This is a genomic window from uncultured Tateyamaria sp. (assembly GCF_947497045.1).
In the GTDB taxonomy this organism is placed as follows: Bacteria; Pseudomonadota; Alphaproteobacteria; order Rhodobacterales; family Rhodobacteraceae; genus Tateyamaria.
The window spans coordinates 24,505-49,758 of sequence record NZ_CANMEU010000006.1; the positions used below are offsets into that span (position 1 = coordinate 24,505).

27 protein-coding genes are annotated in these 25,254 nt (G+C 60.7%); 21 read left to right on the top strand and 6 right to left on the bottom strand.

What is annotated here, in order from left to right; all coding sequences use genetic code 11:
- Positions 1 to 21: 21 nt before the first annotated feature.
- Positions 22 to 906, bottom strand: a complete 885-nt coding sequence (locus tag Q0859_RS13145; protein ID WP_299151870.1) for an SGNH/GDSL hydrolase family protein — start codon at positions 904 to 906, stop codon at positions 22 to 24.
- 44 nt (positions 907 to 950) lie between these two features.
- Here Q0859_RS13145 and Q0859_RS13150 point away from each other — a divergent pair, with 44 nt between their 5' ends.
- The 14 genes from Q0859_RS13150 to ribD all read left to right on the top strand — a co-directional run bounded on the left by Q0859_RS13150 (position 951) and on the right by ribD (position 14,408).
- Entirely contained in the window at positions 951 to 1,076 is a 126-nt protein-coding gene (locus tag Q0859_RS13150) for a hypothetical protein (protein WP_299151872.1), read from the top strand.
- Positions 1,077 to 1,114: 38 nt separating this feature from the next.
- The gene (locus Q0859_RS13155; protein WP_299152122.1) at positions 1,115 to 2,368 is read left to right on the top strand and encodes a sarcosine oxidase subunit beta family protein; all 1,254 of its coding nucleotides are present in this window, start codon (positions 1,115 to 1,117) and stop codon (positions 2,366 to 2,368) included.
- Between the two features lie 82 nt (positions 2,369 to 2,450).
- Positions 2,451 to 2,714: a sarcosine oxidase subunit delta gene (locus Q0859_RS13160; RefSeq protein WP_299151873.1), complete on the top strand. Its 264-nt coding sequence runs from the start codon at positions 2,451 to 2,453 to the stop codon at positions 2,712 to 2,714.
- Positions 2,711 to 5,644, top strand: a complete 2,934-nt coding sequence (locus tag Q0859_RS13165) for a sarcosine oxidase subunit alpha family protein (RefSeq protein WP_299151875.1) — start codon at positions 2,711 to 2,713, stop codon at positions 5,642 to 5,644. Before Q0859_RS13160 ends, Q0859_RS13165 begins: the two co-directional genes overlap by 4 nt.
- Positions 5,637 to 6,182, top strand: coding sequence for a sarcosine oxidase subunit gamma (locus Q0859_RS13170; protein WP_299151876.1), 546 nt, complete (start codon positions 5,637 to 5,639; stop codon positions 6,180 to 6,182). The genes Q0859_RS13165 and Q0859_RS13170 overlap by 8 nt, the downstream gene beginning before the upstream one ends.
- A 39-nt stretch (positions 6,183 to 6,221) precedes the next feature.
- Entirely contained in the window at positions 6,222 to 6,548 is a 327-nt protein-coding gene (locus tag Q0859_RS13175) for a hypothetical protein (RefSeq protein ID WP_299151877.1), read from the top strand.
- Positions 6,549 to 6,590: 42 nt separating this feature from the next.
- The gene (gene dnaG / locus Q0859_RS13180) at positions 6,591 to 8,543 is read left to right on the top strand and encodes a DNA primase (protein WP_299151878.1); all 1,953 of its coding nucleotides are present in this window, start codon (positions 6,591 to 6,593) and stop codon (positions 8,541 to 8,543) included.
- 128 nt (positions 8,544 to 8,671) lie between these two features.
- Positions 8,672 to 10,663: an RNA polymerase sigma factor RpoD gene (gene rpoD, locus Q0859_RS13185; protein WP_299151879.1), complete on the top strand. Its 1,992-nt coding sequence runs from the start codon at positions 8,672 to 8,674 to the stop codon at positions 10,661 to 10,663.
- 38 nt (positions 10,664 to 10,701) lie between these two features.
- Positions 10,702 to 11,115, top strand: a complete 414-nt coding sequence (locus tag Q0859_RS13190) for a secondary thiamine-phosphate synthase enzyme YjbQ (RefSeq protein WP_299151881.1) — start codon at positions 10,702 to 10,704, stop codon at positions 11,113 to 11,115.
- A gap of 62 nt (positions 11,116 to 11,177) precedes the next feature.
- Positions 11,178 to 11,612: a hypothetical protein gene (locus Q0859_RS13195; protein ID WP_299151883.1), complete on the top strand. Its 435-nt coding sequence runs from the start codon at positions 11,178 to 11,180 to the stop codon at positions 11,610 to 11,612.
- A gap of 72 nt (positions 11,613 to 11,684) precedes the next feature.
- Positions 11,685 to 12,113 (top strand): hypothetical protein, encoded by a 429-nt coding sequence (locus tag Q0859_RS13200; RefSeq protein ID WP_299151884.1) that lies wholly within the window; start codon positions 11,685 to 11,687, stop codon positions 12,111 to 12,113.
- A 148-nt stretch (positions 12,114 to 12,261) separates the two neighbouring features.
- Positions 12,262 to 12,702 (top strand): hypothetical protein, encoded by a 441-nt coding sequence (locus Q0859_RS13205; RefSeq protein WP_299151885.1) that lies wholly within the window; start codon positions 12,262 to 12,264, stop codon positions 12,700 to 12,702.
- A 135-nt stretch (positions 12,703 to 12,837) separates the two neighbouring features.
- Positions 12,838 to 13,305 carry a transcriptional regulator NrdR gene (gene nrdR / locus Q0859_RS13210; protein WP_299151887.1) on the top strand — a complete coding sequence of 156 codons (468 nt, stop codon included), beginning with the start codon at positions 12,838 to 12,840 and terminating at the stop codon, positions 13,303 to 13,305.
- On the top strand, positions 13,302 to 14,408 hold the full coding sequence (ribD, locus tag Q0859_RS13215) for a bifunctional diaminohydroxyphosphoribosylaminopyrimidine deaminase/5-amino-6-(5-phosphoribosylamino)uracil reductase RibD (RefSeq protein ID WP_366523202.1): 1,107 nt from the start codon (positions 13,302 to 13,304) through the stop codon (positions 14,406 to 14,408). Before nrdR ends, ribD begins: the two co-directional genes overlap by 4 nt.
- Here ribD and Q0859_RS13220 read toward each other — a convergent pair.
- From Q0859_RS13220 to Q0859_RS13230, 3 genes are all read right to left on the bottom strand, one after another.
- Positions 14,405 to 16,417, bottom strand: coding sequence for a capsular polysaccharide biosynthesis protein (locus Q0859_RS13220; RefSeq protein WP_299151889.1), 2,013 nt, complete (start codon positions 16,415 to 16,417; stop codon positions 14,405 to 14,407). The genes ribD and Q0859_RS13220 overlap by 4 nt on opposite strands.
- Positions 16,418 to 16,429: 12 nt before the next feature.
- Positions 16,430 to 17,566 carry a polysaccharide biosynthesis/export family protein gene (locus tag Q0859_RS13225; RefSeq protein ID WP_299151890.1) on the bottom strand — a complete coding sequence of 379 codons (1,137 nt, stop codon included), beginning with the start codon at positions 17,564 to 17,566 and terminating at the stop codon, positions 16,430 to 16,432.
- A gap of 152 nt (positions 17,567 to 17,718) precedes the next feature.
- The gene (locus Q0859_RS13230; RefSeq protein WP_299151892.1) at positions 17,719 to 19,011 is read right to left on the bottom strand and encodes a capsular biosynthesis protein; all 1,293 of its coding nucleotides are present in this window, start codon (positions 19,009 to 19,011) and stop codon (positions 17,719 to 17,721) included.
- Positions 19,012 to 19,163: 152 nt separating this feature from the next.
- On the opposite strand from Q0859_RS13230, the gene Q0859_RS13235 reads away from it, so the two are divergent.
- The 4 genes from Q0859_RS13235 to nusB all read left to right on the top strand — a co-directional run bounded on the left by Q0859_RS13235 (position 19,164) and on the right by nusB (position 22,092).
- On the top strand, positions 19,164 to 19,751 hold the full coding sequence (locus Q0859_RS13235; RefSeq protein WP_299151893.1) for a riboflavin synthase: 588 nt from the start codon (positions 19,164 to 19,166) through the stop codon (positions 19,749 to 19,751).
- Between the two features lie 212 nt (positions 19,752 to 19,963).
- Positions 19,964 to 21,085, top strand: a complete 1,122-nt coding sequence (gene ribB, locus Q0859_RS13240; RefSeq protein WP_299151894.1) for a 3,4-dihydroxy-2-butanone-4-phosphate synthase — start codon at positions 19,964 to 19,966, stop codon at positions 21,083 to 21,085.
- Positions 21,086 to 21,628: a 6,7-dimethyl-8-ribityllumazine synthase gene (locus Q0859_RS13245; RefSeq protein ID WP_299151896.1), complete on the top strand. Its 543-nt coding sequence runs from the start codon at positions 21,086 to 21,088 to the stop codon at positions 21,626 to 21,628. It begins immediately after the preceding gene.
- Positions 21,625 to 22,092, top strand: a complete 468-nt coding sequence (gene nusB / locus Q0859_RS13250; RefSeq protein ID WP_299151898.1) for a transcription antitermination factor NusB — start codon at positions 21,625 to 21,627, stop codon at positions 22,090 to 22,092. The genes Q0859_RS13245 and nusB overlap by 4 nt, the downstream gene beginning before the upstream one ends.
- A gap of 6 nt (positions 22,093 to 22,098) precedes the next feature.
- Here the strand turns inward: nusB and Q0859_RS13255 are convergent, their stop codons facing one another.
- Positions 22,099 to 22,329, bottom strand: a complete 231-nt coding sequence (locus Q0859_RS13255) for a DUF6356 family protein (RefSeq protein ID WP_299151899.1) — start codon at positions 22,327 to 22,329, stop codon at positions 22,099 to 22,101.
- Positions 22,330 to 22,440: 111 nt separating this feature from the next.
- Between Q0859_RS13255 and Q0859_RS13260 the strand changes: the two genes are divergently transcribed.
- From Q0859_RS13260 to Q0859_RS13270, 3 genes are read left to right on the top strand one after another with little or no spacing between them, the layout of a single operon-like run.
- On the top strand, positions 22,441 to 22,902 hold the full coding sequence (locus Q0859_RS13260) for an Lrp/AsnC family transcriptional regulator (RefSeq protein ID WP_299151900.1): 462 nt from the start codon (positions 22,441 to 22,443) through the stop codon (positions 22,900 to 22,902).
- A 1-nt stretch (position 22,903) separates the two neighbouring features.
- Positions 22,904 to 23,194, top strand: a complete 291-nt coding sequence (locus Q0859_RS13265) for a hypothetical protein (RefSeq protein WP_299151903.1) — start codon at positions 22,904 to 22,906, stop codon at positions 23,192 to 23,194.
- 28 nt (positions 23,195 to 23,222) lie between these two features.
- Positions 23,223 to 24,194: an NADPH:quinone oxidoreductase family protein gene (locus Q0859_RS13270; RefSeq protein WP_299151904.1), complete on the top strand. Its 972-nt coding sequence runs from the start codon at positions 23,223 to 23,225 to the stop codon at positions 24,192 to 24,194.
- Here the strand turns inward: Q0859_RS13270 and Q0859_RS13275 are convergent.
- Positions 24,191 to 25,171: a DMT family transporter gene (locus Q0859_RS13275; protein ID WP_299151905.1), complete on the bottom strand. Its 981-nt coding sequence runs from the start codon at positions 25,169 to 25,171 to the stop codon at positions 24,191 to 24,193. The genes Q0859_RS13270 and Q0859_RS13275 overlap by 4 nt on opposite strands.
- Positions 25,172 to 25,254 lie beyond the last annotated feature (83 nt).

The window sequence follows — 25,254 nt, forward strand, 5'->3', positions numbered from 1 at the left end:
GGCTTTGAACGGGGACGGGGGTTATCCCTCGGGCATCGCCGCACCGATCTGGTCATAAACAGCCGTGCAGATGTCGTCCATTTCGATCATAAAGAACGCCTTGGCCGCTTTTGTATTCGGGTGGTAGGGGTCCTTGACCTTGCCTGCGGAATTGACGCGAAAGTAATGCTTGTTTCCTTGATTGGCCGCGACCGTTTCCGGGGTCGCCCCTTCAACAAAGCTGCATGAACTGCCGGTTTCGGCAAAGGCCCGTTTGACATTGGCCTGCGCTTTGATCCTGAGATCGGTGATCTTCTTGGAGTAGCTTGGCGCGGTTGTCATAAAGATGCAGGCCGTGCCAGCGGGCAGTTGAGCGTTCATCTTTTCGACGTCCTCGCGAGCCGTTTCATAGTCCTCTGCCCACCGCTTGGCTGAATTGCCGAGGAAGGACAGCAAAATCAGTTTGGGGTTGTAATAATCCGGCCGGAACATCGTCTCAAACGCCGACTTGTCCATTTTGCAGAACTGGTAGGCGTCCCCCTGTCCGATTTGTTTGTACTTGTTGCCCGTGGTGTTGATGAACCCGTAGGTGCCTGCATTCACCTTCCATTTGGGGTCGACGTCGCAGATTGCGCCCTTGGCCCGACCCATCCGCGCCGTCCAGGAGTGCAGTGAGGTGGAGCGCACCCCGATTACCGCCACTTTCATGTCCGCCAGCACCTCAAGGTTTTGCGCCTGCGCAGGCGTTGGGGGGCAATGTGTTTTGATATTTTCGAAGAACTCGAGGAACACCGGCCCCGATCCAAACGGAATTTGGCTGTCGCCCAGGATCACGATGGAGGGGGAGTCAAAGCCCGCGTCTTGCGCATTGACCAGCACGGGCAGGCAAAGCGACAGGGCGGCGGTACGCAAGATCTTGAGCAGCATGGCGGGGCCTCGTTTTCCAATTTGACAATTCAACCGCAAAATCCATGGGCAGGACAGTCCCCACCCCCTCACTTTGTGCTGATCGGTCGCTGCCAGACCGGTCGGTGTCGAAAAGTGATGTGGTGTCGGGTTGGGGGCTTGATACATCAGAACAGATGTTGATGGTGTAAAGCCAATGACGCCGATGGTTATGGGGGCGAGGGTGCGCATGCGCTTTTCAGGGCTGAAGGTTCTCAAGGAAGGGCTGACCGGGAACAAGGGATGGGGCCCGCATTGGCGTAACCCCGAGCCGAAGTCCGAATACGATATCATCCTGATCGGCGGCGGTGGGCATGGGTTGGCCACAGCGCACTATCTGGCGAAAGTGCACGGGCTGCGGAATGTGGCGGTGCTTGAGAAAGGCTATCTTGGTGGCGGCAATGTGGGCCGCAACACCACCATCGTGCGCGCCAATTACATGCTGCCTGGCAATTCCGAGTTCTATTCCCATTCCCTCAAGCTGTGGGAAGGCCTGGAAGAAGACCTGAATTATAACGTGATGCATTCCCAACGTGGCATCATCAATCTGGTCCATTCGGACGGTCAGCGGGACGCCTTTGTGCGCCGTGGCAATATGATGGTGGGTCGTGGTGATGACGCCGAGATGCTGGACACGAATGGCGTGCGCAAGCTGCTGCCAATGATTGATTTCGACCAGACCCGGTTTCCTATCTATGGCGGGCTGTACCATCGCCGTGGCGGCACGGCCCGCCATGATGCAGTGGCGTGGGGCTTTGCCCGGTCGGCCAGCGATCATGGTGTCGATCTGATCCAGCAATGTGAGGTGACGGGTATCGATGTTGAGGGCGGCGTCGTAAAGGGTGTGCAGACCACCCGCGGTCCGATCCGTGCCAAGAAGGTGGGCATGGTCGCCGCGGGCCGGTCGTCTCAGGTCGCGGCGATGGCGGGCATGCGCTTGCCCATCGAGAGCCATGTCCTGCAAGCCTTTGTGACCGAGGGCCTCAAGCCTTGTCTGGACCATGTTGTGACCTATGGCATGGGCCACTTTTACATCAGCCAGTCCGACAAGGGGGGCCTCGTGTTCGGCGGTGATCTGGATATGTATTCCAGCTATGCGGCGCGCGGGAACCTGCCTCTGGTCGAACATGTCGCCGAGGCGGCCATGACCCTGATGCCCCGGATTGGCAAGGCCCGCGTGTTGCGCAGTTGGGGTGGCATCATGGACATGTCGCCCGATGGGTCCTTCATCATGGACAAGACCGATATCGAGGGTTTGTACGTCAACACCGGCTGGTGCTATGGCGGCTTCAAGGCGACCCCGGCGTCTGGGCATACCTTTGCCCATCTGCTGGCCACCGGAGCGCCACACCCGACCACCGTGCGCCATCGTCTCGACCGGTTCCGCACGGGCGCAGGTATCATGGACGAAGAGTCGACCGGCTCGCAACACAATCTGCACTAGGGGATACTCGGATGTTGGATGCCTCCGGCGGGAGTTTTTTTGGCAAGATGAAGCAGGGGATCACGCCCCGGGGAGAGGTCTGATGCGACTGCCTTGTCCGATGTGTGGCGCGCGGGACGTGCGTGAGTTTTACTATCAGGGTGCGGCGGTGATGCTGGATCGTCCCGCTCCGGATGCGGATGTTGAGGTGTGGGATCACTATCTGCATGTGCGTGAGAACCCCGCCGGGGATATTGAGGAGCTATGGAGCCACGATGCCGGGTGCGGTGCCTGGCTGAAGGTTGTGCGCAACACGGTCACCCATGAGGTGAAGAGTGCCAAACTGGCCGCAGAGGTGGCGCGATGAGGGTTGATGGCAAGGGCCTTGTTGACCGGACGCGTCCGCTGTCGTTTCGATTTGACGGGCAGAGCTATTCCGGATTTGAGGGCGACACGTTGGCCTCGGCGTTGCTTGCCAATGACGTGCGTCTGGTGGGGCGGTCGTTCAAGTATCACCGTCCCCGCGGCATTCTGACGGCCGGATCCGAAGAGCCCAATGCGCTTGTCACCACTGGCAAGGGCGGCGCGCGCGACCCCAATGTTCGGGCGACCGTTCAGGAACTCTATGCCGGGTTGGAGGCGCGCAGCCAGAATGCGTGGCCGTCGCTCGCCTTTGACCTGCTCAGCGTCAATGACCTTGCTGCCCCGTTTCTGGGGGCCGGGTTCTATTACAAGACCTTCATGTGGCCCCGCGCGTTCTGGGAGAAGGTGTATGAACCTGCGATCCGGCGTGCGGCGGGCCTGGGGGCGTTGGCCGAGACGAAGGATGGCGATCACTACGAGAAAGCCTATGCGTTTTGTGACGTTTTGGTCATTGGTGCAGGGCCGACCGGTCTGATGGCGGCTTGGGCTGCGGCGCAGTCCGGTGCTGATGTGATCTTGGCGGATGAGGATGCCCGCATGGGAGGCCGTCTGAACGCCGAGACGTTGCATGTGGACGGCATGCCCGGTGCGGAGTGGGCGGCTGATATGGTCGCGAAGTTGGCCGAGATGCCCAACGTACGCCTGATGACCCGCACCACCGTGACGGGTGCCCATGATGGCGGCACCTTTGGCGCGTTGGAGCGGGTCAGCCAGCATATCGACGGCCTGCCCAAGGGCGGCGTGCGCCAGACGTTCTGGCGCATCGTTGCCAAACGCTCTGTTCTGGCGGCAGGTGCGATTGAGCGTCATGTCGCGTTTCAGAACAATGACCGCCCCGGCATCATGGCCGCAGGTGCAGTGCGGGCCTACCTCAACCGTTGGGGGGTTGCCCCCGGTAAGACGATCAGCGTGTTCGCCAATAATGACGACGCCCACCGCACCGCGATGGATTTGCAGGAGGCGGGCGTGGATGTGGCAGCGGTGATCGACAGCCGCGCAGAGTCCAGGGCGCTTGGCGACTACCGTGTGATTGCGGGCGCGATGGTGACAGGCTCGACAGGGCGGAAGGGTTTGACGGGGATCGAGGTGCAGACCGGGTCCGGCACCCAAAAGATCGCGACTGATTGTCTGGCGGTATCCGGCGGGTGGAATCCGACCGTCCATATGACCTGCCACATGAACGGGCGTCCCACATGGAACGAGGAGATTGCCAGCTTTGTCCCGACTCCGGGCGCAATTCCGGGGATGGAGACCGCTGGTGCCTGCAACGGTGCCTTTTCGACCGCCGCCTGTCTGGCGCAGGGGGTTGCGGCGGCCAAGGCGAGCCTTGAGGCGATCAACATGAAAGTTACGGACGTGGACCTGCCCGTGGCCGATGACACTGCTTACAGTGTGGCCCCGCTGTGGGCCGTACCCGGCAAGGGGCGTGCCTGGCTCGATTTTCAGAATGATGTCAGCGTGAAGGACGTGCGCCAAGCGGCCAGGGAGAATTTCACCTCTGTCGAGCACATGAAACGCTACACCACCCAAGGGATGGCGACGGATCAGGGCAAAAATTCCAACGTGACCGCGCTGGCGCTACTGGCGGATGCGTCAGGCCGCGGTATTCCGGAAACCGGCACCACCACATTCCGCCCGCCTTTTGTCCCCGTGGCTTTGGCGGCCTTCGGGGCTGGCGCGCAAGGCAAAGGCTTTGCGCCCGAACGCAGGACCACCAGCCACGCGGCCACCATCGCGGCGGGTGCGCCCATGATCGAGGCGGGGATGTGGTATCGCCCCTCTTACTTTCCCGCACCGGGTGAGACCACATGGCGTCAGTCCTGCGACCGTGAGGTCGGCTATGTGCGCGAGGCGGTGGGCGTGTGCGATGTGTCCACCCTTGGCAAGATCGACATTCAGGGCCCGGACGCGGCCAAGCTGCTCGACTTTGTCTACACCAATATGTTCTCGACCCTCAAGGAAGGGCGCGTGCGCTATGGGCTGATGCTGCGCGAGGACGGGTTCGTGATGGATGACGGGACCACCGCGCGTCTTGGCCCCAACCACTATGTGATGACGACAACCACAGCCGCCGCGGGGCAGGTCATGCGCCATCTGGAGTTTGTGACCCAGGTGCTGCGCCCCGACTGGGACGTGCGGATCATGTCCGTCACCGAACAATGGGCGCAATTTGCCGTGGCCGGACCAAAGGCGCGCGATCTGTTGAACGGCTTGCTTGATACGCCCATCGACAATGACGCATGGCCTTTCATGGCCTGCGGTGAGGTGTTGGTGCAGGGCGTGCGGGGGCGCTTGTTCCGCATCTCGTTCTCGGGCGAGCATGCCTATGAGATTGCGGTACCGTCCCGCTATGGGGACAGCCTGTTCCGCCTCTTGGTTGCCCGCGCCGAGGGTGCAGGGGGTGGGGCTTACGGGATGGAGGCGTTGAATGTGCTGCGCATCGAAAAGGGGTTCATCACACATGCCGAAATCCATGGCCGCGTCACGGCGCAGGATATCGGGATGGGCCGGATGTTGTCCCGGAAAAAGGATTTCATCGGCAAGACCATGGCCGCCCGACCGGGGCTGAATGCCGAGGGGTTGGAGCAGCTGGTGGGTCTGAAACCTGTTGGTCCCGTCAAACAGCTGACGGCTGGTGCCCATATCTATTCAGATGGCGAAGAGGCCGTGAGCGAACATGATCAAGGCTATGTCACCTCGGTCGCATTCTCGCCGACGCTTGGGCACTACATGGGTCTGGGCTTTGTGCGTGACGGGCTGAGCCGGCATGGTGAAACGCTGAATATGGTGGATCATTTGCGGGGCATCCAAACACGGGTGGCGTTGTGTGATCCGGTGTTCTTTGACCCAGAAGGGGAACGCACCCGTGGCTGAGTTGACTGCAAAGACACCGCTTGATGGGGTCGGGCCCGTAACCCACGGCAGCGTGACGATGCGCGAGGTGGACCTTGGTGCGCTGACCTCAATCGCGCCCTTCAAAGGGCTGGGCAAAGCGGCGGGAGCCGCCCTCAAGGAAGCCCACGGGATCGCATGGCCCGCACCGAACCGGGCGACGGGCAAGGAGGGCGCGCGCGCTATCTGGTTTGGGCGCGATATGGTCCTGCTGGCCGGACCACGGGTGGATGCGCGTATGGCGCAGCATGCCGCCCTGACCGATCAAAGCGACGGGTGGAGCGCGGTTGAACTCTCGGGCGCAGATGTCGAGGATGTTCTGGCCCGGCTGATCCCGGTGGACCTGAGTGCTGCGACTTTCAAGCGTAACCATACTGCGCGCACCCAAGTGCAGCATATGAACGGCTCGGTCACACGCACCGGAGCCGAGACGTTCCTGATCCTTGTGTTCCGCTCGATGGCGGGCACTTTGCGTCACGATCTGGAGAGAGCCATGGCAAGCGTGGCCACACGGCGCTAAAAGAGGCGCCATGATTCTCGTATCTGACCGGAGCCTGCCATGACCCGCTTGTTTGTGACCCTGTTTGCCCTGATCCTCGCGCTGCCTGCGCTGGCGCAAGACACGGCCGAAACCCCTGAGGTTGACGAAAAAGTGGTGAGCTGCGGCTATCAATCCGATGTGGTTGCAGCTGTTCAGCAGGCCCGGCTTGAGCGGATCGCCGAACGCGACGTGCCCGAGCATGTGCTGGCACAATCGCCCGCATGGCCCGAAAAGTATAATAACGTGATCCCCCTGATCACCCCTTGGGTCTACGAGCAAAAGCGCAAGATCATCCGCAACGAAGATCTGGGTGCTGCCTGGAGCGAGCTGTGTTTGCAGCAATAGTCGGGACTCGACTCTGACCGCTCGCGCACCAATATTAAAGGGATGAGCCTGCCCCCTGGATTTCTGGACGAATTGCGCACGCGCCTGTCAATCGGGCAGGTGGTGGGGCGCAAGGTCACCTGGGATGCGCGCAAGTCCAATCAGGGCAAGGGGGATCTTTGGTCCCCGTGCCCGTTTCATCACGAAAAGACGGCCAGCTTTCATGTCGATGATCGCAAGGGCTATTACTATTGCTTTGGGTGTCATGCCAAGGGTGACGCTATCAGCTTCGTGCGCGAGACCGAGAATGTCGGCTTCATGGAAGCGGTCGAGATTTTGGCCGGTGAGGCGGGCATGCCGATGCCCGAACGCGACCCGCGTGCGCAGGAAAAGGCAGATCAGCGCACCTTGCTTGCGGACGTCATGGAAATGGCAGTTCAGCATTTTCGCCTGCAACTCAAAACCGGAGTGGCTGCGGATGCACGCGCCTATCTTGAGCGGCGCGGCCTTGATGCGGCTGCTCAGGACCGGTGGGAGATCGGCTTTGCCCCCGATGCGTGGCAGGGCCTTTGGGATGTGCTCAAGGCCAAGGGGGTCGAGGATGATCTGATCCTTGGCGTGGGGCTCGCCAAACCCAGCCAGAAGGGCGGCAAACCCTATGATACGTTCCGCGGGCGCATCATGTTCCCGATCCGCGATGCGCGCGGACGCTGCACGGCCTTTGGCGGTCGCGCGATGGACCCGAATGACAATGCGAAATACCTGAACTCGCCCGAGACCGAGTTGTTCGACAAGGGCCGCAGTCTCTACAACCACGGGCCGGCACGGACCGCTGCCGGCAAGGGCCAGCCGTTGATCGTGGCCGAGGGGTATATGGACGTGATCGCGCTGGCCGAACACGGGTTCGGTGCGGCGGTAGCGCCTTTGGGCACGGCGGTCACCGAACACCAACTCGCCATGCTGTGGCGTATCGCGGACGAGCCGATCATCGCACTGGATGGTGACAAGGCGGGCCTGCGCGCGGCCATGCGGTTGATCGATCTGGCACTGCCTGCGCTTGAGGCCGGGAAATCCTTGCGCTTTGCGTTGATGCCCGAGGGGCAGGACCCGGATGATCTGCTGAAATCCCAAGGGGCAGGGGCGCTGCAAAAGCTGCTGGATGAGGCCATGCCCATGGTCAAACTGCTCTGGCAGCGTGAGACCGAAGGACGCAATTTCGACAGCCCCGAACGCAAAGCAGCGCTCGACAAGGCGTTGCGCGACAAGATCAAACTGATTGCGGATCCGTCAATCCGGCAGCATTACGGTCAGGAAATCAAGGACTTGCGGTGGGCCTTGTTTCGCCCGCAACGCCCCGCTTTTGTGCCGGGGCGAAATGGGGGACGTGGATGGAAGAACGCGCCGCAACCCGCGATGCCCAGCACCAAATCCTCCGCACTTGTCTCGGGCGGCGAACAGGTCACGGAATATCTGGCCGAGGCGAAAATTCTTGCGGCCCTGATCTGCACCCCCGAAGTGGCGGATGAATTCGAAAGCGGGCTTGAGACACTGGTCTGCGCCGACCCGGATCACGGTATCTTGCGCGACCTGATTCTGCGCCACGCGCATGAGGGCGCGGAGGTGTTGCGTGAAAAGATATTTGGCGCACTGGGCCCCGATACCCTTGATAATATGCTGTCATCGCGCCATTTGGCAATTGTCCCGTGTATCCGCACACCCGGCAATGCTGACCTCGCCCGTATGACCGTGGCCGAGGAGCTTGCGAAACTCAGCGCGGCCAAAGGACTGAATGCAGAGATTGCAGATGCGATGCAGGATCTGGAAGGCGTTGCAGATGAAGGGGTGACCTGGCGGCTGAGCCAGGCCGCCGCTGCGGCGGAAAATGCGACACGCAGCGGGAAAGAGGACACCGCAGAATACGACACGGGGCATAACGGTGCCCGAATCAGTCGCAGCGAACGGGATGCGTTTGCCGCCCTGATGGAGCAGATCAAGTATTCAAAGCCGGGACACTGATGCGTTTTGGCCGCGATTCCTTAGGAAAATGCGTGTAGGAGGGTGGCCGAATCACCCTAGGCACGAAATGATTCTGGCAGCGATTCGGGCAAGCGAATCGTTCAGGAGCCCCGGTAAAGGAGCCCAGTATGGCCGCTAAAGACACGAACGAAGACGCAAAGACAGACGATCACGACGCCGAGCACTCGCTTGATATGAGTCAGGCCGCTGTCAAAAAGATGATCGGTGAGGCCCGTGAAAAGGGGTATATCACCTACGATCAGCTCAACACCGTGCTGCCCCCAGATCAGGTCAGCTCAGAGCAGATCGAGGACGTGATGTCGATGCTGTCCGAAATGGGCATCAACATCATCGAAGACGAAGAGGCCGAAGAGGAAGAGCAGAAAGGTTCGACCGATGTGGTCGCCACCGAAGGCACGCGTGATTTGACGCTTGGGGCCACGGGGCAGGAAAAACTTGACCGTACAGACGATCCCGTTCGGATGTATCTGCGCGAGATGGGCAGTGTTGAGCTGCTGAGTCGCGAGGGCGAGATTGCCATCGCCAAACGTATCGAGGCCGGCCGCAACACCATGATCGCGGGCCTGTGCGAAAGCCCGCTGACCTTTCAGGCCATCACCATCTGGCGCGACGAACTCCTGAGCGAAGAGATTTTGCTGCGCGATGTCATCGACCTTGAGGCCACATTCGGCGACCAGATGGGCGAAGAGGGCGAAGGCGTTTCCGAGCCCGTCGTGAATGCTGCCCCCGCCGCCTCGACCGAGGACAAGTCGCAGGCCAGCCCCGAGCTGGACGCGGACGGCAACCCCATCGCCAATGACGACGATGATGACGAAGACGAACAGGCCAACATGTCGCTTGCCGCGATGGAGGCCGCGCTCAAGCCGCAAGTGCTTGAGACCCTAGATGTGATCGCCAACGACTACGCGATGCTCAGCGAAATGCAGGACAGCCGGATTTCCGCGACCCTGAACGAGGACAACACGTTTTCGACCGGGGACGAGGAAACCTATCAAAAGCTGCGCGCCGAGATTGTGTTACTCGTCAACGCGCTGCACCTGCACAACAACCGGATCGAGGCGCTGATCGATCAGCTTTACGGCATCAACCGCCGGATCATGCAGATTGATTCAGCTATCGTGAAACTCGCCGATCAGGCCCGCATCAACCGCAAGGAGTTCGTCGATTCCTATCGCGGTCGCGAACTTGATCCCGGCTGGCTGGACGAAATGGGCGGCAAGACGGGTCGCGGCTGGCAGATGTTCATCGAACGCTCTGCCGAAAAGGTCGAAGAGTTGCGCAGCGACATGGCGCAGGTCGGTCAATATGTCGGCCTCGACATCTCTGAATTCCGCCGCATCGTGCAACAGGTCCAGAAGGGCGAAAAAGAAGCCCGCCAGGCCAAGAAAGAGATGGTCGAGGCCAACCTGCGCCTCGTGATCTCGATCGCCAAGAAATATACCAATCGCGGTTTGCAGTTCCTTGACCTCATTCAGGAAGGCAACATTGGCCTGATGAAGGCCGTGGATAAGTTCGAATACCGGCGCGGCTACAAGTTCTCGACCTATGCGACGTGGTGGATCCGTCAGGCGATCACCCGGTCCATCGCGGATCAGGCGCGCACCATCCGTATTCCTGTGCACATGATTGAAACGATCAACAAACTGGTGCGCACAGGCCGCCAGATGCTGCACGAGATTGGTCGCGAACCCACCCCCGAAGAATTGGCAGAAAAGCTGCAAATGCCTTTGGAAAAGGTGCGCAAGGTGATGAAGATCGCCAAGGAGCCGATCAGCCTCGAAACGCCCATCGGGGACGAGGAAGACAGCCAGCTCGGTGATTTCATCGAGGACAAGAATGCAGTGCTGCCGCTCGACAGCGCGATTCAGGAAAACCTCAAGGAAACGACGACCCGCGTTTTGGCGTCCCTCACCCCGCGTGAGGAACGTGTGTTGCGGATGCGCTTTGGCATCGGGATGAACACCGACCATACCCTCGAAGAGGTTGGCCAGCAGTTCAGCGTGACCCGCGAACGGATTCGTCAGATCGAGGCCAAGGCGTTGCGCAAGCTCAAGCATCCAAGCCGCAGCCGCAAGCTGCGCAGCTTCCTCGACCAGTAAGGGATCAGGGCCGTGTCAGTGACGCGGCCCTTTTTCTTATGCAGACCACCTTCAAGATACACACGCAGGGGCAGGGCCTGACGGAGTTCACCCGCGATGTCGCCGCATGGGTGCAAGGCGACGGCCTGCTGACCCTGTTTGTGCAACACACCTCCTGTTCGTTGTTGATCCAGGAGAATGCAGACCCCGAAGTGCAGGCTGACCTGCGCGCGTTTTTTGCCCGTCTCGTGCCGCCCACGACCGATCCTGCGATGGCATATCTGACCCACACCTATGAGGGCCCCGATGACATGCCTGCCCATATCAAGGCGGCTCTTTTACCGGTCAGCCTCACCATTCCGGTGCGCGACGGGTGCATGATGCTGGGCACATGGCAGGGCATCTACCTGTTCGAACACCGCGACACGCCCAAATTGCGCAAAGTGGCCGCGCATCTTTCCCAGGATTGTTGATATATCGTTGATTTGGCGCAGCGCCGCCTATGCGATACCATGGCGTGGATCGGAGTGCTGTCATGTTCAAATACTTGCGTCTTGTTGCGGTGGTCTTTGCTGTTCTGACCCCGGGTTGGGTGGGTGCAAATTCGTTTTTCCTGAAAGAGATTATCGTGATCCCGGTTCGCCCCATTGATGCAACCACGTTCGAAGTGATCGAAAATGACGGGGCCGGGGGCACGCAGATGTGGTGTGCGGCTGGCAAATTTACCCGCGGCTATTTGCGCCAACGTGGTGGCGATCTGACCGTGTTGACACCGCGGGCGGCGTCTGCGGTTTATGCGGGCCGCAAAAGTGTGATTTTCACCACTAGGGCTGTTGCAGGCGCGGTGTCGTCCACCTCGCAAGGGATCCGTACAGCCGGACAGAGCTTCAGCATGGCGCACGCCTATGCCCTGTGCAAATCCCGGCGCGAGCAATTCATCAAGGTGCGCGTCCTCGCCCCCCGAAATTAGATCGGGCGGGCCCTATTGCTCCAATTGGATTTGATGAAATAAGCCCTATCTTGTCGTCAAAGGAGATACCGCATGTTTCGTCCCATCCTTGCCCTCGCCCTTGGGGCTGCCATCTTCGTTCCAACCCTCGGTGCCGCCCAGGAAGAGGTGCGCCGAGAGCGGTTCGACATCCCGATTTTCCCCATTGATGCCAACACGTTCGAGGTGATCGAGAATGATGGGGCGGGGGGGACGCAAATGTGGTGTGCAGCCGGGATTTATACACGTCAATTTCTGGGGCAGCGTGGCGGGTCCATCTATATTCAGGCTGGCCGGGACAATTCCCGCGCGATTGTCGGCCGCAAAAGCGTGATCTTTACCACCCAAGCGGTCGAGGGTGCCTTTTCGTCCACGTCCCAGGGGATACGGCGCACGGGGCAGGTGTTCAGTATGGCGCATGCTTACGCGCTATGTCGCGGTACGCCGCGCCTGCAAATCAAAATCCGCGAGAACCGGCTGTAGCCCTGCCTGTCACAAGGCGGGCCATCAGTCGGTATCGTAAAGGACGGCTCCATACCAGCTGACCGGCGTATCGTAGTCTCGTGGCGGTTAAGTGATTTTCAATCGGGTCCAAGAGTCTCTATCTCTTGTGGGCAAAAGGAGATGTCCGATGTTGAAAAGGACCTTTGTTGTCGCGCTGGCCGTCGTTGTGACCACGCCTTCGCTGGCTTTGGCGGTGGATTCAATCCGTCAACGCTATACCCTGCCTGCTGCAGCCATCGATTCAAATTCATTCGAAATTATCGAAGCGGACGGCGCAGGCAATGCGCAGCTCTGGTGTGGTGCGGGCATTTATGCGCGTAAGGTACTCGGGGAACGGGGCGGTGATATCACGGTTGAAGTGGCACGTGGCCCCTCGCAAACCCGTCCGGGGCGCAAGGCTGTACGTTTCACAACCGACCCGGCTGCCGCTGCCGCTGGCACCTCGTCGCTGTCGTTGGGTGTGCGCCGGGAAGGTGTCGTTTTCACGATGACCCACGCCTATGCGCTGTGCCGCCAGTTTCCCCACCTCAAGCTGCGCACCGCACCCAACACATTGGTGCGCAAGTAACCCGTTCATGCCGAATGATACCGCTTATCTAGCGGTGTCATTTCCCCTCTACCCAAAACCTAGACAAACCCCTATAGTTTCGCCCAATGGGGGAGAAACCCCACGACAGGCAGGATATAAGAAGGGGGATGCGCGATGCGCTGTCCGTTTTGCGGCAATATCGACACTCAGGTAAAAGACAGCCGACCAGCCGAGGATCACGTATCGATCCGACGCCGCCGGTTCTGTCCCGCATGCGGGGGCCGGTTCACCACATATGAACGTGTGCAGCTGCGCGATCTGGTCGTTATCAAATCCAATGGCAAGCGTGAAGATTTTGACCGTGACAAGCTCGAACGCTCGATCCGTATTTCGATGCAGAAACGTCCCATTGATCCCGAACGTATTGATCAGATGATCTCGGGCATTGTGCGCCGCCTTGAATCCATGGGTGAGACCGACATCCAGTCAACCACCATCGGTGAGATCGTAATGGAGGCCCTGCACCGCATCGACACCGTTGCCTATGTGCGTTTTGCAAGTGTTTACAAGAACTTTCAGGCGGCGGACGATTTCGACAAATTCGTTCAGGAATTGCGGCCCGACAGCTCTTCGGACGAGTGAGCACAGACGACGACATCCGTTTCATGCGCCTTGCTCTCGCCCTTGGTCGGCGTGGGCAGGGCACGACCGCACCCAATCCATCGGTTGGGTGCGTTGTTGTTTCGGGGGGGCGGATCGTCGGGCGGGGCTGGACCCAACCGGGTGGGCGTCCGCACGCTGAAACCGTAGCGCTTGCGCAGGCGGGACAGGCCGCCAAGGGCGCGACGGTTTATGTCAGTCTTGAGCCCTGCTCTCATCACGGCAAGACACCACCCTGCGCCGAGGCGCTGGTTGCAGCAGGTGTGGCGCGCGTTGTTGTGGCAATCGAAGACAGCGATCCCCGTGTCAGCGGCGCAGGTCTGGCCCTGTTGGAAGCTGCCGATATCACGGTCGACACCGGAGTCTGTACCCAAGACGCCATGCGCGATCACGCCGGGTTTTTCTTGCGGACGGAACAAGGGCGCCCCTTTGTCACACTAAAACTCGCCAGCAGTTTTGATGGGCGCATCGCCACGGCCACGGGCGAAAGCAAGTGGATCACCGGCGGTGACGCCCGCCGCGCGGTTCATGCCATGCGCGCGCGTCATGATGCGGTGATGGTCGGTGGTGGCACCGCGCGCCACGATGACCCGGCCCTGACGGTGCGCGGTCTTGGGGATGTGCTCCAACCCGCCCGCGTGGTCGTGTCCCGCCGCCTTGATCTGCCGCTTATGGGCACGCTGGCGCGCACTGCCAAAGAGGTGCCTGTGCTGCTGTGTCATGGGCGTGACGCGGATATGATGTTGCAAAAAACTTGGCGTGATCTGGGGGCGACCTTGCTGCCTTGCGCGGCGCACGGTGCGCAGTTGGACCCGCATGATATCCTGCAAAATCTGGGTACGCATGGGCTGACCCGCGTCTTTTGCGAAGGTGGCAGCGCGTTGGCCGCCTCCCTTATCGAGACGGATTTGGTGGACGAGTTGGTGGGGTTTACCGCCGGTGTGACCATCGGTGCCGAAGGGTTGCCCAATATCGGCACGCTTGGCCTTGGGACGTTGAGCGAGGCGGCGCGGTTCGATCTGAAATCGGTGTCCAGGATCGGCGGCGATATCTGCCACATCTGGACCCGCACCCAAAACCCCTAGCGCCACAGATGCGCCCGACTGGCCAGTATCCCTTGCAGTTTTGACAAAAGCCGATTGGCAAGGCCAGCGCGGGGCAGGGTGCCTGTCGCAAGGCGTTCGACCACAACTTCGACCGGGCAGGGCTGGCCCGTCACGGGGTCAAAATAGCGCGGATAGTCGATCAATGTGGCATGTACGAGACCCATCAGGCTGATATCTTCGCGCCGCCGTGGCGGCACCGCCCCGCGATCCGTTGTCAGCCCCCACCCTGCATAAAACGGTGCCCCTGTGGTGACCACATCCACACCGCGCAGCAAAGCCTCGAACCCGGTCAGGGACGTCATTGTCCAGACCGTATCGACCGCCTCAAGCAGGGCCGTGATGTCCGCCGTCTCTGCGACAATATCGGCGACGGCCTGTGCGTCAAAGGCTCCGGCCCGCAGGCCAGCCTCAACATCCGGGTGGGGTTTGTAGATCAATGTGGCCTCTGGATGGGCCGCGCGTGCAGCATCCAGCAGGGCTGTATTTGTGGCAATCTCTCCGGCCCCTGTGCGGATCGAGGCGTCATCTTCGACCTGACCGACCACAAGTACTTTGGGCCCATCAGGCAGGGTGGGCATCGCGCCCCCAAGGTTATATTTGCTGAGGCCCTTGCGGGTCAGCGTGCGCACCAGCGCCTCGGCGCGGGCCACCTGATCGGGGCGCAGTGTCCGGCGCGATTGGATCAGCTTTTCCAGCCGGCTGGGACGGGACGGATCATAGTAAATGCCCAGATCATCGCTGACCAGCGACAGGGGCGGCACAAGTTCGGCACCCAACCCGCGCGAGCGCAGGAAGCCGTCTTCGATGCGCACCGCGCTCTCATGGCCGACTTCGGCCTTGCCCGCCCAAACCATCCACGGCCGGTCATGGGCGCGCGCCCTGGCCGGATCATCCTCGAATATCACCGGGATGTGCTGTCCGAATACCTGTTGCAAGGGCTTTCGTTTCCACATCCGCATGCCGCTTGCCACCCAGCCATGACGGTCAGCACGCCAAGCGCGGGTTTCGGCGGCCAGCGCCTCGATCGCGGTGGACAGGTCGCAAAGCTGATCGCGGTGCGGATCATACCACGTCGGGTAAAGCTCCATCGTGGCCGCAAAAAGCTGGGCGCGCGTCAGGCTGCGTTGGCGGCGCTGCACAGGGAATTCATCTGATGTCAGCCCCCATCCGGCATAGAAGGGTTGACCAAAGATACGCGGCTTGTGGCCTGCCAGGATCGCCTCGAACCCCAACCCCGACGACACCGTGTAGACCGCAATCGCACCTTCCATCAGCGTCCACGGGCTCACCGCATCGGTGAAGAGGCGCACGCGGCCATTGCAATCGGCCTCTGAAAAATAGCCACTGCGAAAGCCCTGTTCGGTCTCGGGATGTGTCTTGACCAGGATCTGCGCACCGGGATGTTCCTCCTGCGCGACGAACAACATCTCAAGAAAGCGGTTTCGATCCGCACCGCAGGCGGTGACGGAGGCGTCGCCTTCGGTCTGGTCAATCACCAGTACATAGCCAGGATCCGGCACGGCTGCGGCCGGGTCAAAGCCGGTGTACTTGGACAGGTGGGCCTCGGCCATCCGCGCGATGGCCCCGCGCGCCCGGTTCAGCAGGGCGGTGTCGTCAAGGGGGTGGGTGGCCAGCAGCTCTTCGAGGTCGGAAGGGCGCGAGGGATCAAAATGGACCCCCTTGTGGTCGACCAGCAGCCCCAAAGGCGGGGTGCCGCTGCGCCCGGGAAAGAGTGAGCGCAGGAACGCGTCTTCAACGCGCAAAACCTGTGCGGCGCGCCGTTCTGCCACGCCAAGACCGCGATGGGCGGTGGGGGAATTACCCCAGACCCCGACCAGATCATCAGGTCCCGGCCGCCCAAGCGAGATGTCATATCCCGCAAGGTCCAAGATGCGCCGCACCCGCTTCTGGGTCAGAAAACCGCCGTTATATACGTAAAGCCGCCGGGCCTTGTCAGGTCCGGCGGTTGGATTGGAGGTCTGTGTCACGCGCCCGCCGGATCAGTTACCCGTCAAACTGCCGGTGATCGAATTCACGCCAGAGATGGGGGTGGTCAGCGAGGTGATGATTTTCGCAAATTGCGTGAAGGGGGCCTCGGTTACATAAAGAGTGTCCCCGTCGCGAATGACGAAATCACGTGCCTGAAACATCCCGTTGGGTTGGGTCAGGTCAAGCACATAGATCAGCCGTTGCGCCCCGATCAGATCATCGCGGCCAAGCACCGCATTGGCGACCTCGGCAGGTTCGTTGCGAAAGACAAAGATGCCCGTGGGGTCCGACGCATTTGTCTGCAAACCGCCGACCTGCGCCAGTGCCTCAAGCGCGCTGAGCGTCTGGCTTTCGAATGGAACGACGGCCTGTCCGCCCGTTGCACCAAGGGCGGTGAAGGCGCGTGTGTCTTCTTCGACCAGCACCCGGTCGCCGCCACGCAGGGCGATATCGAGTTCGGGGTGGTCATAAAGATCCTGAAACCAGATGCGGCTGCGCATATCGCCCCGGATCACAGTCACCTGGGCGATTTCGGGTTCGATGGTCACACCGCCAGCACGGGCGAGCATGGTCGACAGGGTCCGCGTGGGACGCTCGATGGCATAGACGCCCTGTGCCCCCACGGACCCGATCAACGACACGGTTGAGCCGTCGCCTGCCACGCGGCGCACCTGCACCTGCGGGTCGGGTGTTTGCTCTTCGAGCTTGTTGGTGATGATGCGGCGGATCGCGTCCGGTGTGTTGCCAGAGGCCCGGATGCGGCCCGCATAAGGGACAAAGATAAAGCCAGCACCGTCAACCTGCACTTCTTCGAGGACGGTTGAGTTCTGGGTTTCGCCTGCGAGCAGCCCATCGTCCACGTTTTCCCAAATGGTGAGGCCGAGTACGTCGCCGGGCTGGATGGTGTCCGACCCGATCAGCCCTGCATTCTTGAACGCATCCGAAAAGCCCAAAGCAGGTGTTACAGCCGTGGCGCTTGTCACCTGATCGTTGACAGATACGATGAACGCATCACCTTCGCGCTGGACCGAGCCGGAATAGATCTGGCGCTTGTTCGGCCCGATCTGCGGCAATCCGCACGAGGAAAGGATGCCCACAAGGGCCAACAGCGCGCTCACACGCGTCCAGCGGAATGATTGGAAAATCACTGCTCGGTCTCCTCGACCTGTTCTTGTTCTGCCTCGGGATGCAGGTTGACCTGCACCATATTCTTTTTGTATCGCACTCATTCTGCGAGGTGCTTATTTGGGCTAACGTACCGGGTTGTGGTCCTAAAATCTAGCCATAGGGGTAGTGGTCATCAGGTTACCAACCGCAACTGTTGCCTTGGAGCCGCGGTGCCCGAGGCGAGCGCATCGTAAGGATCGTCGCCTGACAGCATCATATCGACCACCTGACGCAGCAATTGCCGCCTTCCCCGGGCCGAGTAGAACCCGCCGGGCAACTGGCTCGTTTCGAGCAGGTAGCGGCGGTAGTCCTTGTAGGCGCGGCTGTCGGGGCGGGTGGCGCCTGCAAAAAATTCGGGCAGGGGTTGGTCACTGACAAATTCCGGTTTGGCAAAGACCGCGCGCCCGAACACCTTGAGCGGGATACCCCGCCAAAGCACTTGCTGACCGGCGGTCGAATTGACGGTCACCGCGCTGCGCGCATCGTTGAGCAATTGCGCCAGTTTGCCACCGCGTACGAAATGCACCCGGCCTTGCAGCCCATGTTCTTTCATCAATTTGCGGATGGTCCGCCGGATCGGGGTGCGCCCGTCTTCGAGTGGGTGCGCCTTGATCACGAGGTGGTGGTGGCCGGGCGCCCCTTTGGCGAAGCCGTCAATGACCAGTTCCAGAAAGTCGGTCATCGTCCCGAAAGGGGAATGTTCCTGAAAGCTGCTGTCATGTTCGAGTTGCAAAAGCGCCAGATGATAGGGAAAGCCGCCATAGCGGATGCGCAAGGTCGCCTGCACCCGGTCAAGCGTGTGAAGCGGCATGAGCAGCAGCCGCTTGAGGTAGAGCTGGAATTCCTTGGCCACTGTCAGGGCGCGATGGGGCTGGAAATTGCGGTAATCGCCATTCCTAAACATCACGAACCAATGATAAAGCGCCCCGTAAAATACATGCTGGCGCATGTCGCCCCAGTGGCCCGGTGGCAATGGTGCTTCCATATCCGACAACGCAAGTGCGGCCTGCATCTGTGGCACACTCATCTCCATCAGCTTGGAATTGCCGTTGGACCCGCCGCGTTCATAAGTGACCCAGTAGGGGCGCATGTACCCTTCCTCGAACACATGGACCGCGATGCCGCGCCGTTCGGCTTCGGCCACGGCCTGGGCGTGGATGGGCCGTACATCACCGTAGAGAACGATGTCGGTGACACCCTTTTCTGTCACGAGCTGTGCGAAGGTCTCTGGCCATATGGCGGCCGTGCCCCGAAACGGAATATAGCTGCGGGGGTGAAACCAGAACGCCCGGTCGCCTGCGTTGAACCCGACCCGCCACACAACTGCCCCCGCCCGGCGCAGCATCGTGCCAAGCCGGTGAAAGAAGGGTCCGTGCGGGCCCTGAAGAAACAGGAAAACCCGGGGTGTCGGGGCGGCGAGGGTCATCGTGATCCTGCTTAGGCGGTATAACTTTGTATAAGGTGAACACCTGAGTGGGGCATTTTTATGGCCCGGATTGTGAAAATTCTCAATGGGTGTGGCCCTTGCCCTGACGCAGCGGCACGGCTAGGTCCAGTGGCGTAACATGAGGGACTGCAATGTTCACAGGCATTATCACCGATATCGGCACCATCTCAGAGCTGCATCAGGAAGGCGATCTGCGGGTGCGCATCGAGACGGCCTATGACACGGGCCACATCGACATGGGCGCGTCTATTGCGTCGGATGGGGTGTGTCTGACGGTCGTTGACCTCGGCCCGGACTGGTATGACGTGCAGGTCAGCGCCGAGACGGTGTCCAAGACCAACCTATCGGCTTGGGTGCCGGGTAAGCGCGTGAACCTTGAACGCGCGCTGCGGGTTGGTGACGAATTGGGCGGCCATATCGTATCGGGCCATGTGGACGGCGTGGCCGAGGTGATCTCGGTTGTGGATGAGGGCGACAGCACCCGCGTGCAGTTGCGCGCGCCCGCTGCGCTGTCCCGGTTTATCGCACCCAAAGGGTCGGTTGCCCTGAACGGGACGTCCCTGACCGTGAATGAGGTGCAGAGGGACGTGTTTGGCATCAATTTCATTCCCCACACCAAAGAGGTGACCACATGGGGCGATGTCGCGGTCGGTGATGCGGTCAATCTCGAGATCGATACGCTGGCCCGCTATGTCGCGCGCCTGGCCGAGGTCGGGTGATCCAACGGACAGGCCTTGCGGCCTGAATGTTCTTATCGCGCCCGTGGCCGCTGTTGCGTGTAACATGATCAGCTTGCCTGACCTGCGGAACGGTTTTCCGGCAGCAGTTTTTGGAACAAGACGCAAGGGCGCAGGCTCTGTGCGCGCCGTTTCTCTGGAACTCTGATCCTGCATCCTTTATGTCGCGGATGAGATGCTGCCACAGGTGATCCATGAGCTTTGAAACCCCCGGACCGGTCGAAACGGATTTGGCCTCTGCGATTTCGCCGATCGAAGAGATCATCGAGGCCGCCCGCGCAGGTCAGATGTTTATTCTGGTCGATCACGAGGACCGCGAAAACGAGGGCGATCTTGTCATTCCGGCCAATTTTGCCACCCCCGAGGCGGTGAATTTCATGGCCACCCATGGGCGTGGCCTGATCTGTGTGACCTTGCCGTCCGACCGGATTGACGCGTTGGGCCTGCCGATGATGGCGATGCACAACTCGTCGCGCCATGAAACCGCGTTTACCGTGTCGGTCGAGGCCCGCGAGGGGGTCAGCACCGGCATTTCCGCCGGAGATCGCGCGTTGACGATTTCGACGCTGGTGAACCCGCAGGCGACATCCGCCGATCTGGCCACGCCGGGGCATGTCTTTCCGCTGCGTGCCCGTCAAGGCGGCGTGCTGGTGCGCGCCGGACATACAGAGGCCGGATGCGATGTCGCCCGATTAGCCGGTCATTATCCCAGTTCCGTGATCTGCGAGATTATGAAAGAGGACGGCAGCATGGCCCGTCTGCCGGATCTGGTGGACTATGCCACGCGCCACGCCCTCAAGATCGGGACGATCAGCGATCTGATTTCCTATCGTCGGCGCCACGACAATCTGGTGGTCGAAACCGACAGACGCACCGTCACCTCGCAACATGGCGGTGAGTGGCTGATGCGCGTGTTCACCGACCAGACCCATGGGATCGAACATGTGACCCTGTCCAAGGGCGATCTGAGCACGGATGAACCTGTGTTGGTACGCACCCACGCGTTGACGGAAGTGACGGATATTCTGGGCCTGTCGGACAAGCCTGTGGGTGAATTGCCCCGCGCGATGGAGATCATCGCCGACGAGGGGCGCGGTGTTGTCTGCCTGTTCCGCGAACCGCGCAAGGCCCTGTTTTCCGAAGAGGAAGCAGGCCCGCGCATCATCAAGAACACCGGGCTTGGCGCGCAGATGCTCAGCAATATGGGCCTCACCCGCCTGATCCTGCTGACCGACAGTCCGCCCACGACCTATATGGGCATCGACGCCTATGACCTTGAAATCGTGGGCACCCGGCCCATCCTCGGAGACGGATAAATGGCCTCAATCGAACATCACGTTCTGGACCGCCCCAGTTTTGATGAGCCTGTGAAAGTACTCATCGTGGTCTCACCCTATTACAAGCAGATTGCGGCCCATATGGTCGAGGGGGCCAAGGCCGAGCTTGAGGCCGCAGGGGCCACATGGGATTTGATCGAGATGCCCGGTGCACTGGAAATTCCGACGGCCATTGGCATCTCCGAACGGATGTCGAATTTCGACGGTTATGTGGCTTTGGGCTGCGTCATTCGCGGTGAGACGACGCATTACGAAACCGTTTGCAATGACAGCAGCCGCGCGCTGCAATTGCTGGGCCTGCAAGGCTTGTGCATCGGCAATGGTATCCTGACGGTCGAAAACACTGAACAGGCCGAAGTGCGCGCGGACCCCGCCAAGCAAAACAAAGGTGGCGGGGCAGCAGCTGCGGCCTTGCACCTGATCGCGCTCAGCCGTAAGTGGGGCCGCCAGAGCAAGGGCGTCGGGTTCAAACCGGCCTCCGAGTATCAGCTGGCTGGCAACACGAGGTCGACCACCGCATGACCCTTTCGGGCAATCAGAAACGAAAAATGCGGTCTGCCGCGCGGCTTTACGCGGTGCAGGCCCTGTTCCAGATGGAGCAGTCCGCCCAGACCGTCGATCAGATCAAGGTCGAGTTCATGGACCACCGCTTTGGCGCGACCTATGAGGGTGATGAGCTGACCGAAGGTGATCCCGATCACTTTGCCCGTGTGATGGACGACGCGGTGAACTATCAGGCACCGATTGACCAGATGACGGACCGGGCCTTGGTCGCCAAATGGCCCATTGCGCGGATTGATCCGACCATTCGTGCGCTGTTTCGCGCCGCGGGGGCCGAGTTTCGGGACACATCCACGCCCCCCCGTGTGGTCATTACCGAATATGTCGATGTGGCCCGCGCGTTTTTTCCGGATGGGAAGGAGCCGAGTTTCGTCAACGCCGTGCTCGACCACATGGCCCGCGAGGCGCGCCCCGAGGCGTTTTGATTCCCGTCAGTGGCGGTTTTCAATCCGGTGGTGCAGATCCCGGATGATCTGACCGGCGGTGGATGGAAAAGCTGCCGGTACGATGGCGTGGATCAGCGCCGCCCCCGCAGCCAGCGCCAGAGCCGCCGCGAACCCGAGCGCAAAGCGGGCGTGTTCCCAGTAACTCTCGTTGACCTGTGCGGGGTGATCCACGAACAGGGCTCGCACGTGGCTGAGCGGACGGGGAAGAGCGGACATCGGGAAACTCCTGAGTTGGGGAATGGGGTGATGCCAATGTCTTGCGAAATGCTGCAAATGAAATCTCAAAGACGTTGATGATTGTGGAAAAGTCGGGATAATATCCCAGAGATGAATAGAAAAATGGATGAAATAGACCGTCGCATTCTGCGGGTCTTGCAGCGCGATGCGAGTCTCAGCGTGGATGCCGTTGCCGAGCGGGTGCACCTGTCGCGCAATGCCTGTTGGCGGCGGATCAAGACGCTTGAGGAAAAGAAGATCATTGCCCGTCGCGTGGCTTTGGTGACCCCCGAGGCGGTGGGACTTGACCTGACGGTCTTCGTGCTCGTGCGCACCAACCGGCATGACGCGGAATGGCTGACCCTGTTTGACAATGCGGTCCAGACCTTGCCTGAAATCATCGGGGCACACCGGATGTCGGGCGATCTGGATTATATCTTGCAGGTCCGCGTGGCTTGCGTAGCCGCCTATGACAAATTCTATCAACGTCTGATCGCACGGGTGCCGGTGTCGGATATTTCAGCCAGTTTCGTGATGGATGATATCAAGTGCACCACCGAATTGCCGCTCTAGGATGGTCGACTTCGACTTCGGCGGCGGCGCGGCTATCTTTCACGGCATGAGCGACCCCGGACCCAACCCCCTGATCCGACTGCTGCTGGGCGGCACTGCTGTAGGCTTTGCCCTGGCCGCGATCTTTGTCGCGATCCTGTGGGTGTGGGATGTGATGGGCCTTGCCAGTCATGCCGCATACAGTGGCGATGCGTTCCTGCTGCTCTTTATTCTGTGGTTCTTTAACGGCTTGTTGTTTGGGGCTGTGCAGATCAGCTATGTGGTTTGGACCATGGGGCGTGGCGAGGACTAGGCCCCCCGAACTCGCGGAGATATCGCAAATGCGCGCCATGCAAGTGACCGAACTGGGCCAACCCCTTGAGATGCGTGATGTGCCGACGCCCGCGCCAGATGCGAACGAGGTGTTGGTGCGCATCCACACCTGCGGGCTGAACTTTGGCGACACGTTGATTGTCAAAGGCACCTATCAGGAAAAACCGCCCCTGCCAGCGACATTGGGGATGGAGATGTGCGGCACCATCGAGGCGGTGGGTGCGGACGTTACCCACCTGTCCGTGGGCCAGCGTATCGCGGCCTATTCCGGTTTTGGGGGGCTGGCCGAATATGCGACCCTGGCTGCTGATATCTGCGTGCCGATCCCGGATGCGATGACGGCCCGTGACGCGGCGGCCTTTCTGATCGCCTATGGCACCAGCCATGTGGGGCTGGGATACAAGGCGGGCTTGCGCAAAGGCGAGCGCCTGTTGGTACTGGGCGCATCGGGCGGTGTGGGCCTGACGGCGGTGGAATTGGGCAAGCTGATGGGGGCGGAGGTGATCGCGGTGGCGCGCGGGGCGGAGAAGCTTGAGATTGCGCGCGCGGCAGGGGCGGATCATCTGCTGGACAGTGAAACCTGCGATCTGCGCGCCGACGTCAAGGCGCTTGGTGGGGCGGACGTGGTCTATGACCCCGTGGGGGGCGATCTGTTCATGGCGGCCTTGCGCGCCTGCAACCCCGAGGCGCGGTTGCTGCCGCTTGGGTTTGCAAGCGGTACGGTGCCGCAAATCCCGGCCAATATCCTGCTGGTCAAGAACCTCACCGTGATTGGCTACTATTGGGGCGGCTACACACGGGTCAACCCCTCGGTCCTGACGGACAGCTTTGCAGAGTTGTTCACATGGTATGAGCAGGGGCGGCTCAGCCCCCATGTCAGCCATGTTCTGCCGCTTGCCCAAGCCAATGAGGGGCTGGATTTGCTGCGTACCCGCAAGGCAACAGGCAAAGTCGTGATCGAGATCGAGATCGACGGCTAGTACCGTGCCTTGATCTTGGTGCGTGCCACAATGCGCGCTTTTTGACGCTCGCGCAGGAACACGAACAGGCCCGAGGCGAGGATGAGGGCGATGCCGACCCAGACCTCGACCACCGGTAGATCGCCAAAGACGACAAAGCCCCAGAACACGGCCAGCGGCAGGCCCACATATTCGAACGGCGCGACTGTGGCCGCATCTGCCAACCGATAGGCCTGGCTGAGGCAATAGCCGATGATTGCGGAATTGAACCCCAAACCCACCAGCACCCAAAGGTCTGCATCGGCAGGCCACACCCATGCGCGCAGCAAAAAGACCAGCGACGGGTTTGCAGCCCCTTGCGCATATCGCCCGTCTCCGGCGACCAGATAGAACGCAACCGAGACCAGAATGAACGTCGCCTGAATATAGACGGCCATGGCGCTGGCCTTGCTGTTGACCCCCAGTTTGCGGGTCAAAAGCTGGTTCAGGGCATAGGTGAGGGCGGCGACAACCGGCAACATGAGCACCCAACGATTGACATCCAGCGTGCCTGCATCCGCCCATGGGCGCTGCATGATGATAACCCCTGAAAAGCCGACCGCGACGGCCCCAAGACGCAGGGGACCAACCCGTTCGCCCAAAACCGGGATTGACAGCAGCGTGATGAACAAAGGGGCCGCAAAAAACAGTGCGGTTGCGTCCGCCAATGGCAGCACGGCCAGCGCCAGAAAAAAGGTCATGTTCGCAATCACGATCAACACCCCGCGCACCGTGTGCAGTAAGGGGTTCGCGGTGTGCAGAATGCTCCATCCGCCCTCGTATTGCACGATCAGCAGGGTGAACAGGATACCTATGCTAGAACGGGCAAAGACGATCTGATGCAAGGGGTAGCCGCCCGAGAGTTGCTTGATCAGCAGATCGTTGATCGAAATGCAAAACACTCCGACCAGCACAACCGCGATCGCCAGCCCGGCGATGTTTTGACGTGTCTCGCTCATGGGCTCAGCCCTATCACGGTCCGCCCATATGTCACGTGCGATGTGGGTCTAATCGCGGATAGGCAAAGTGCGAGACCTGCGAT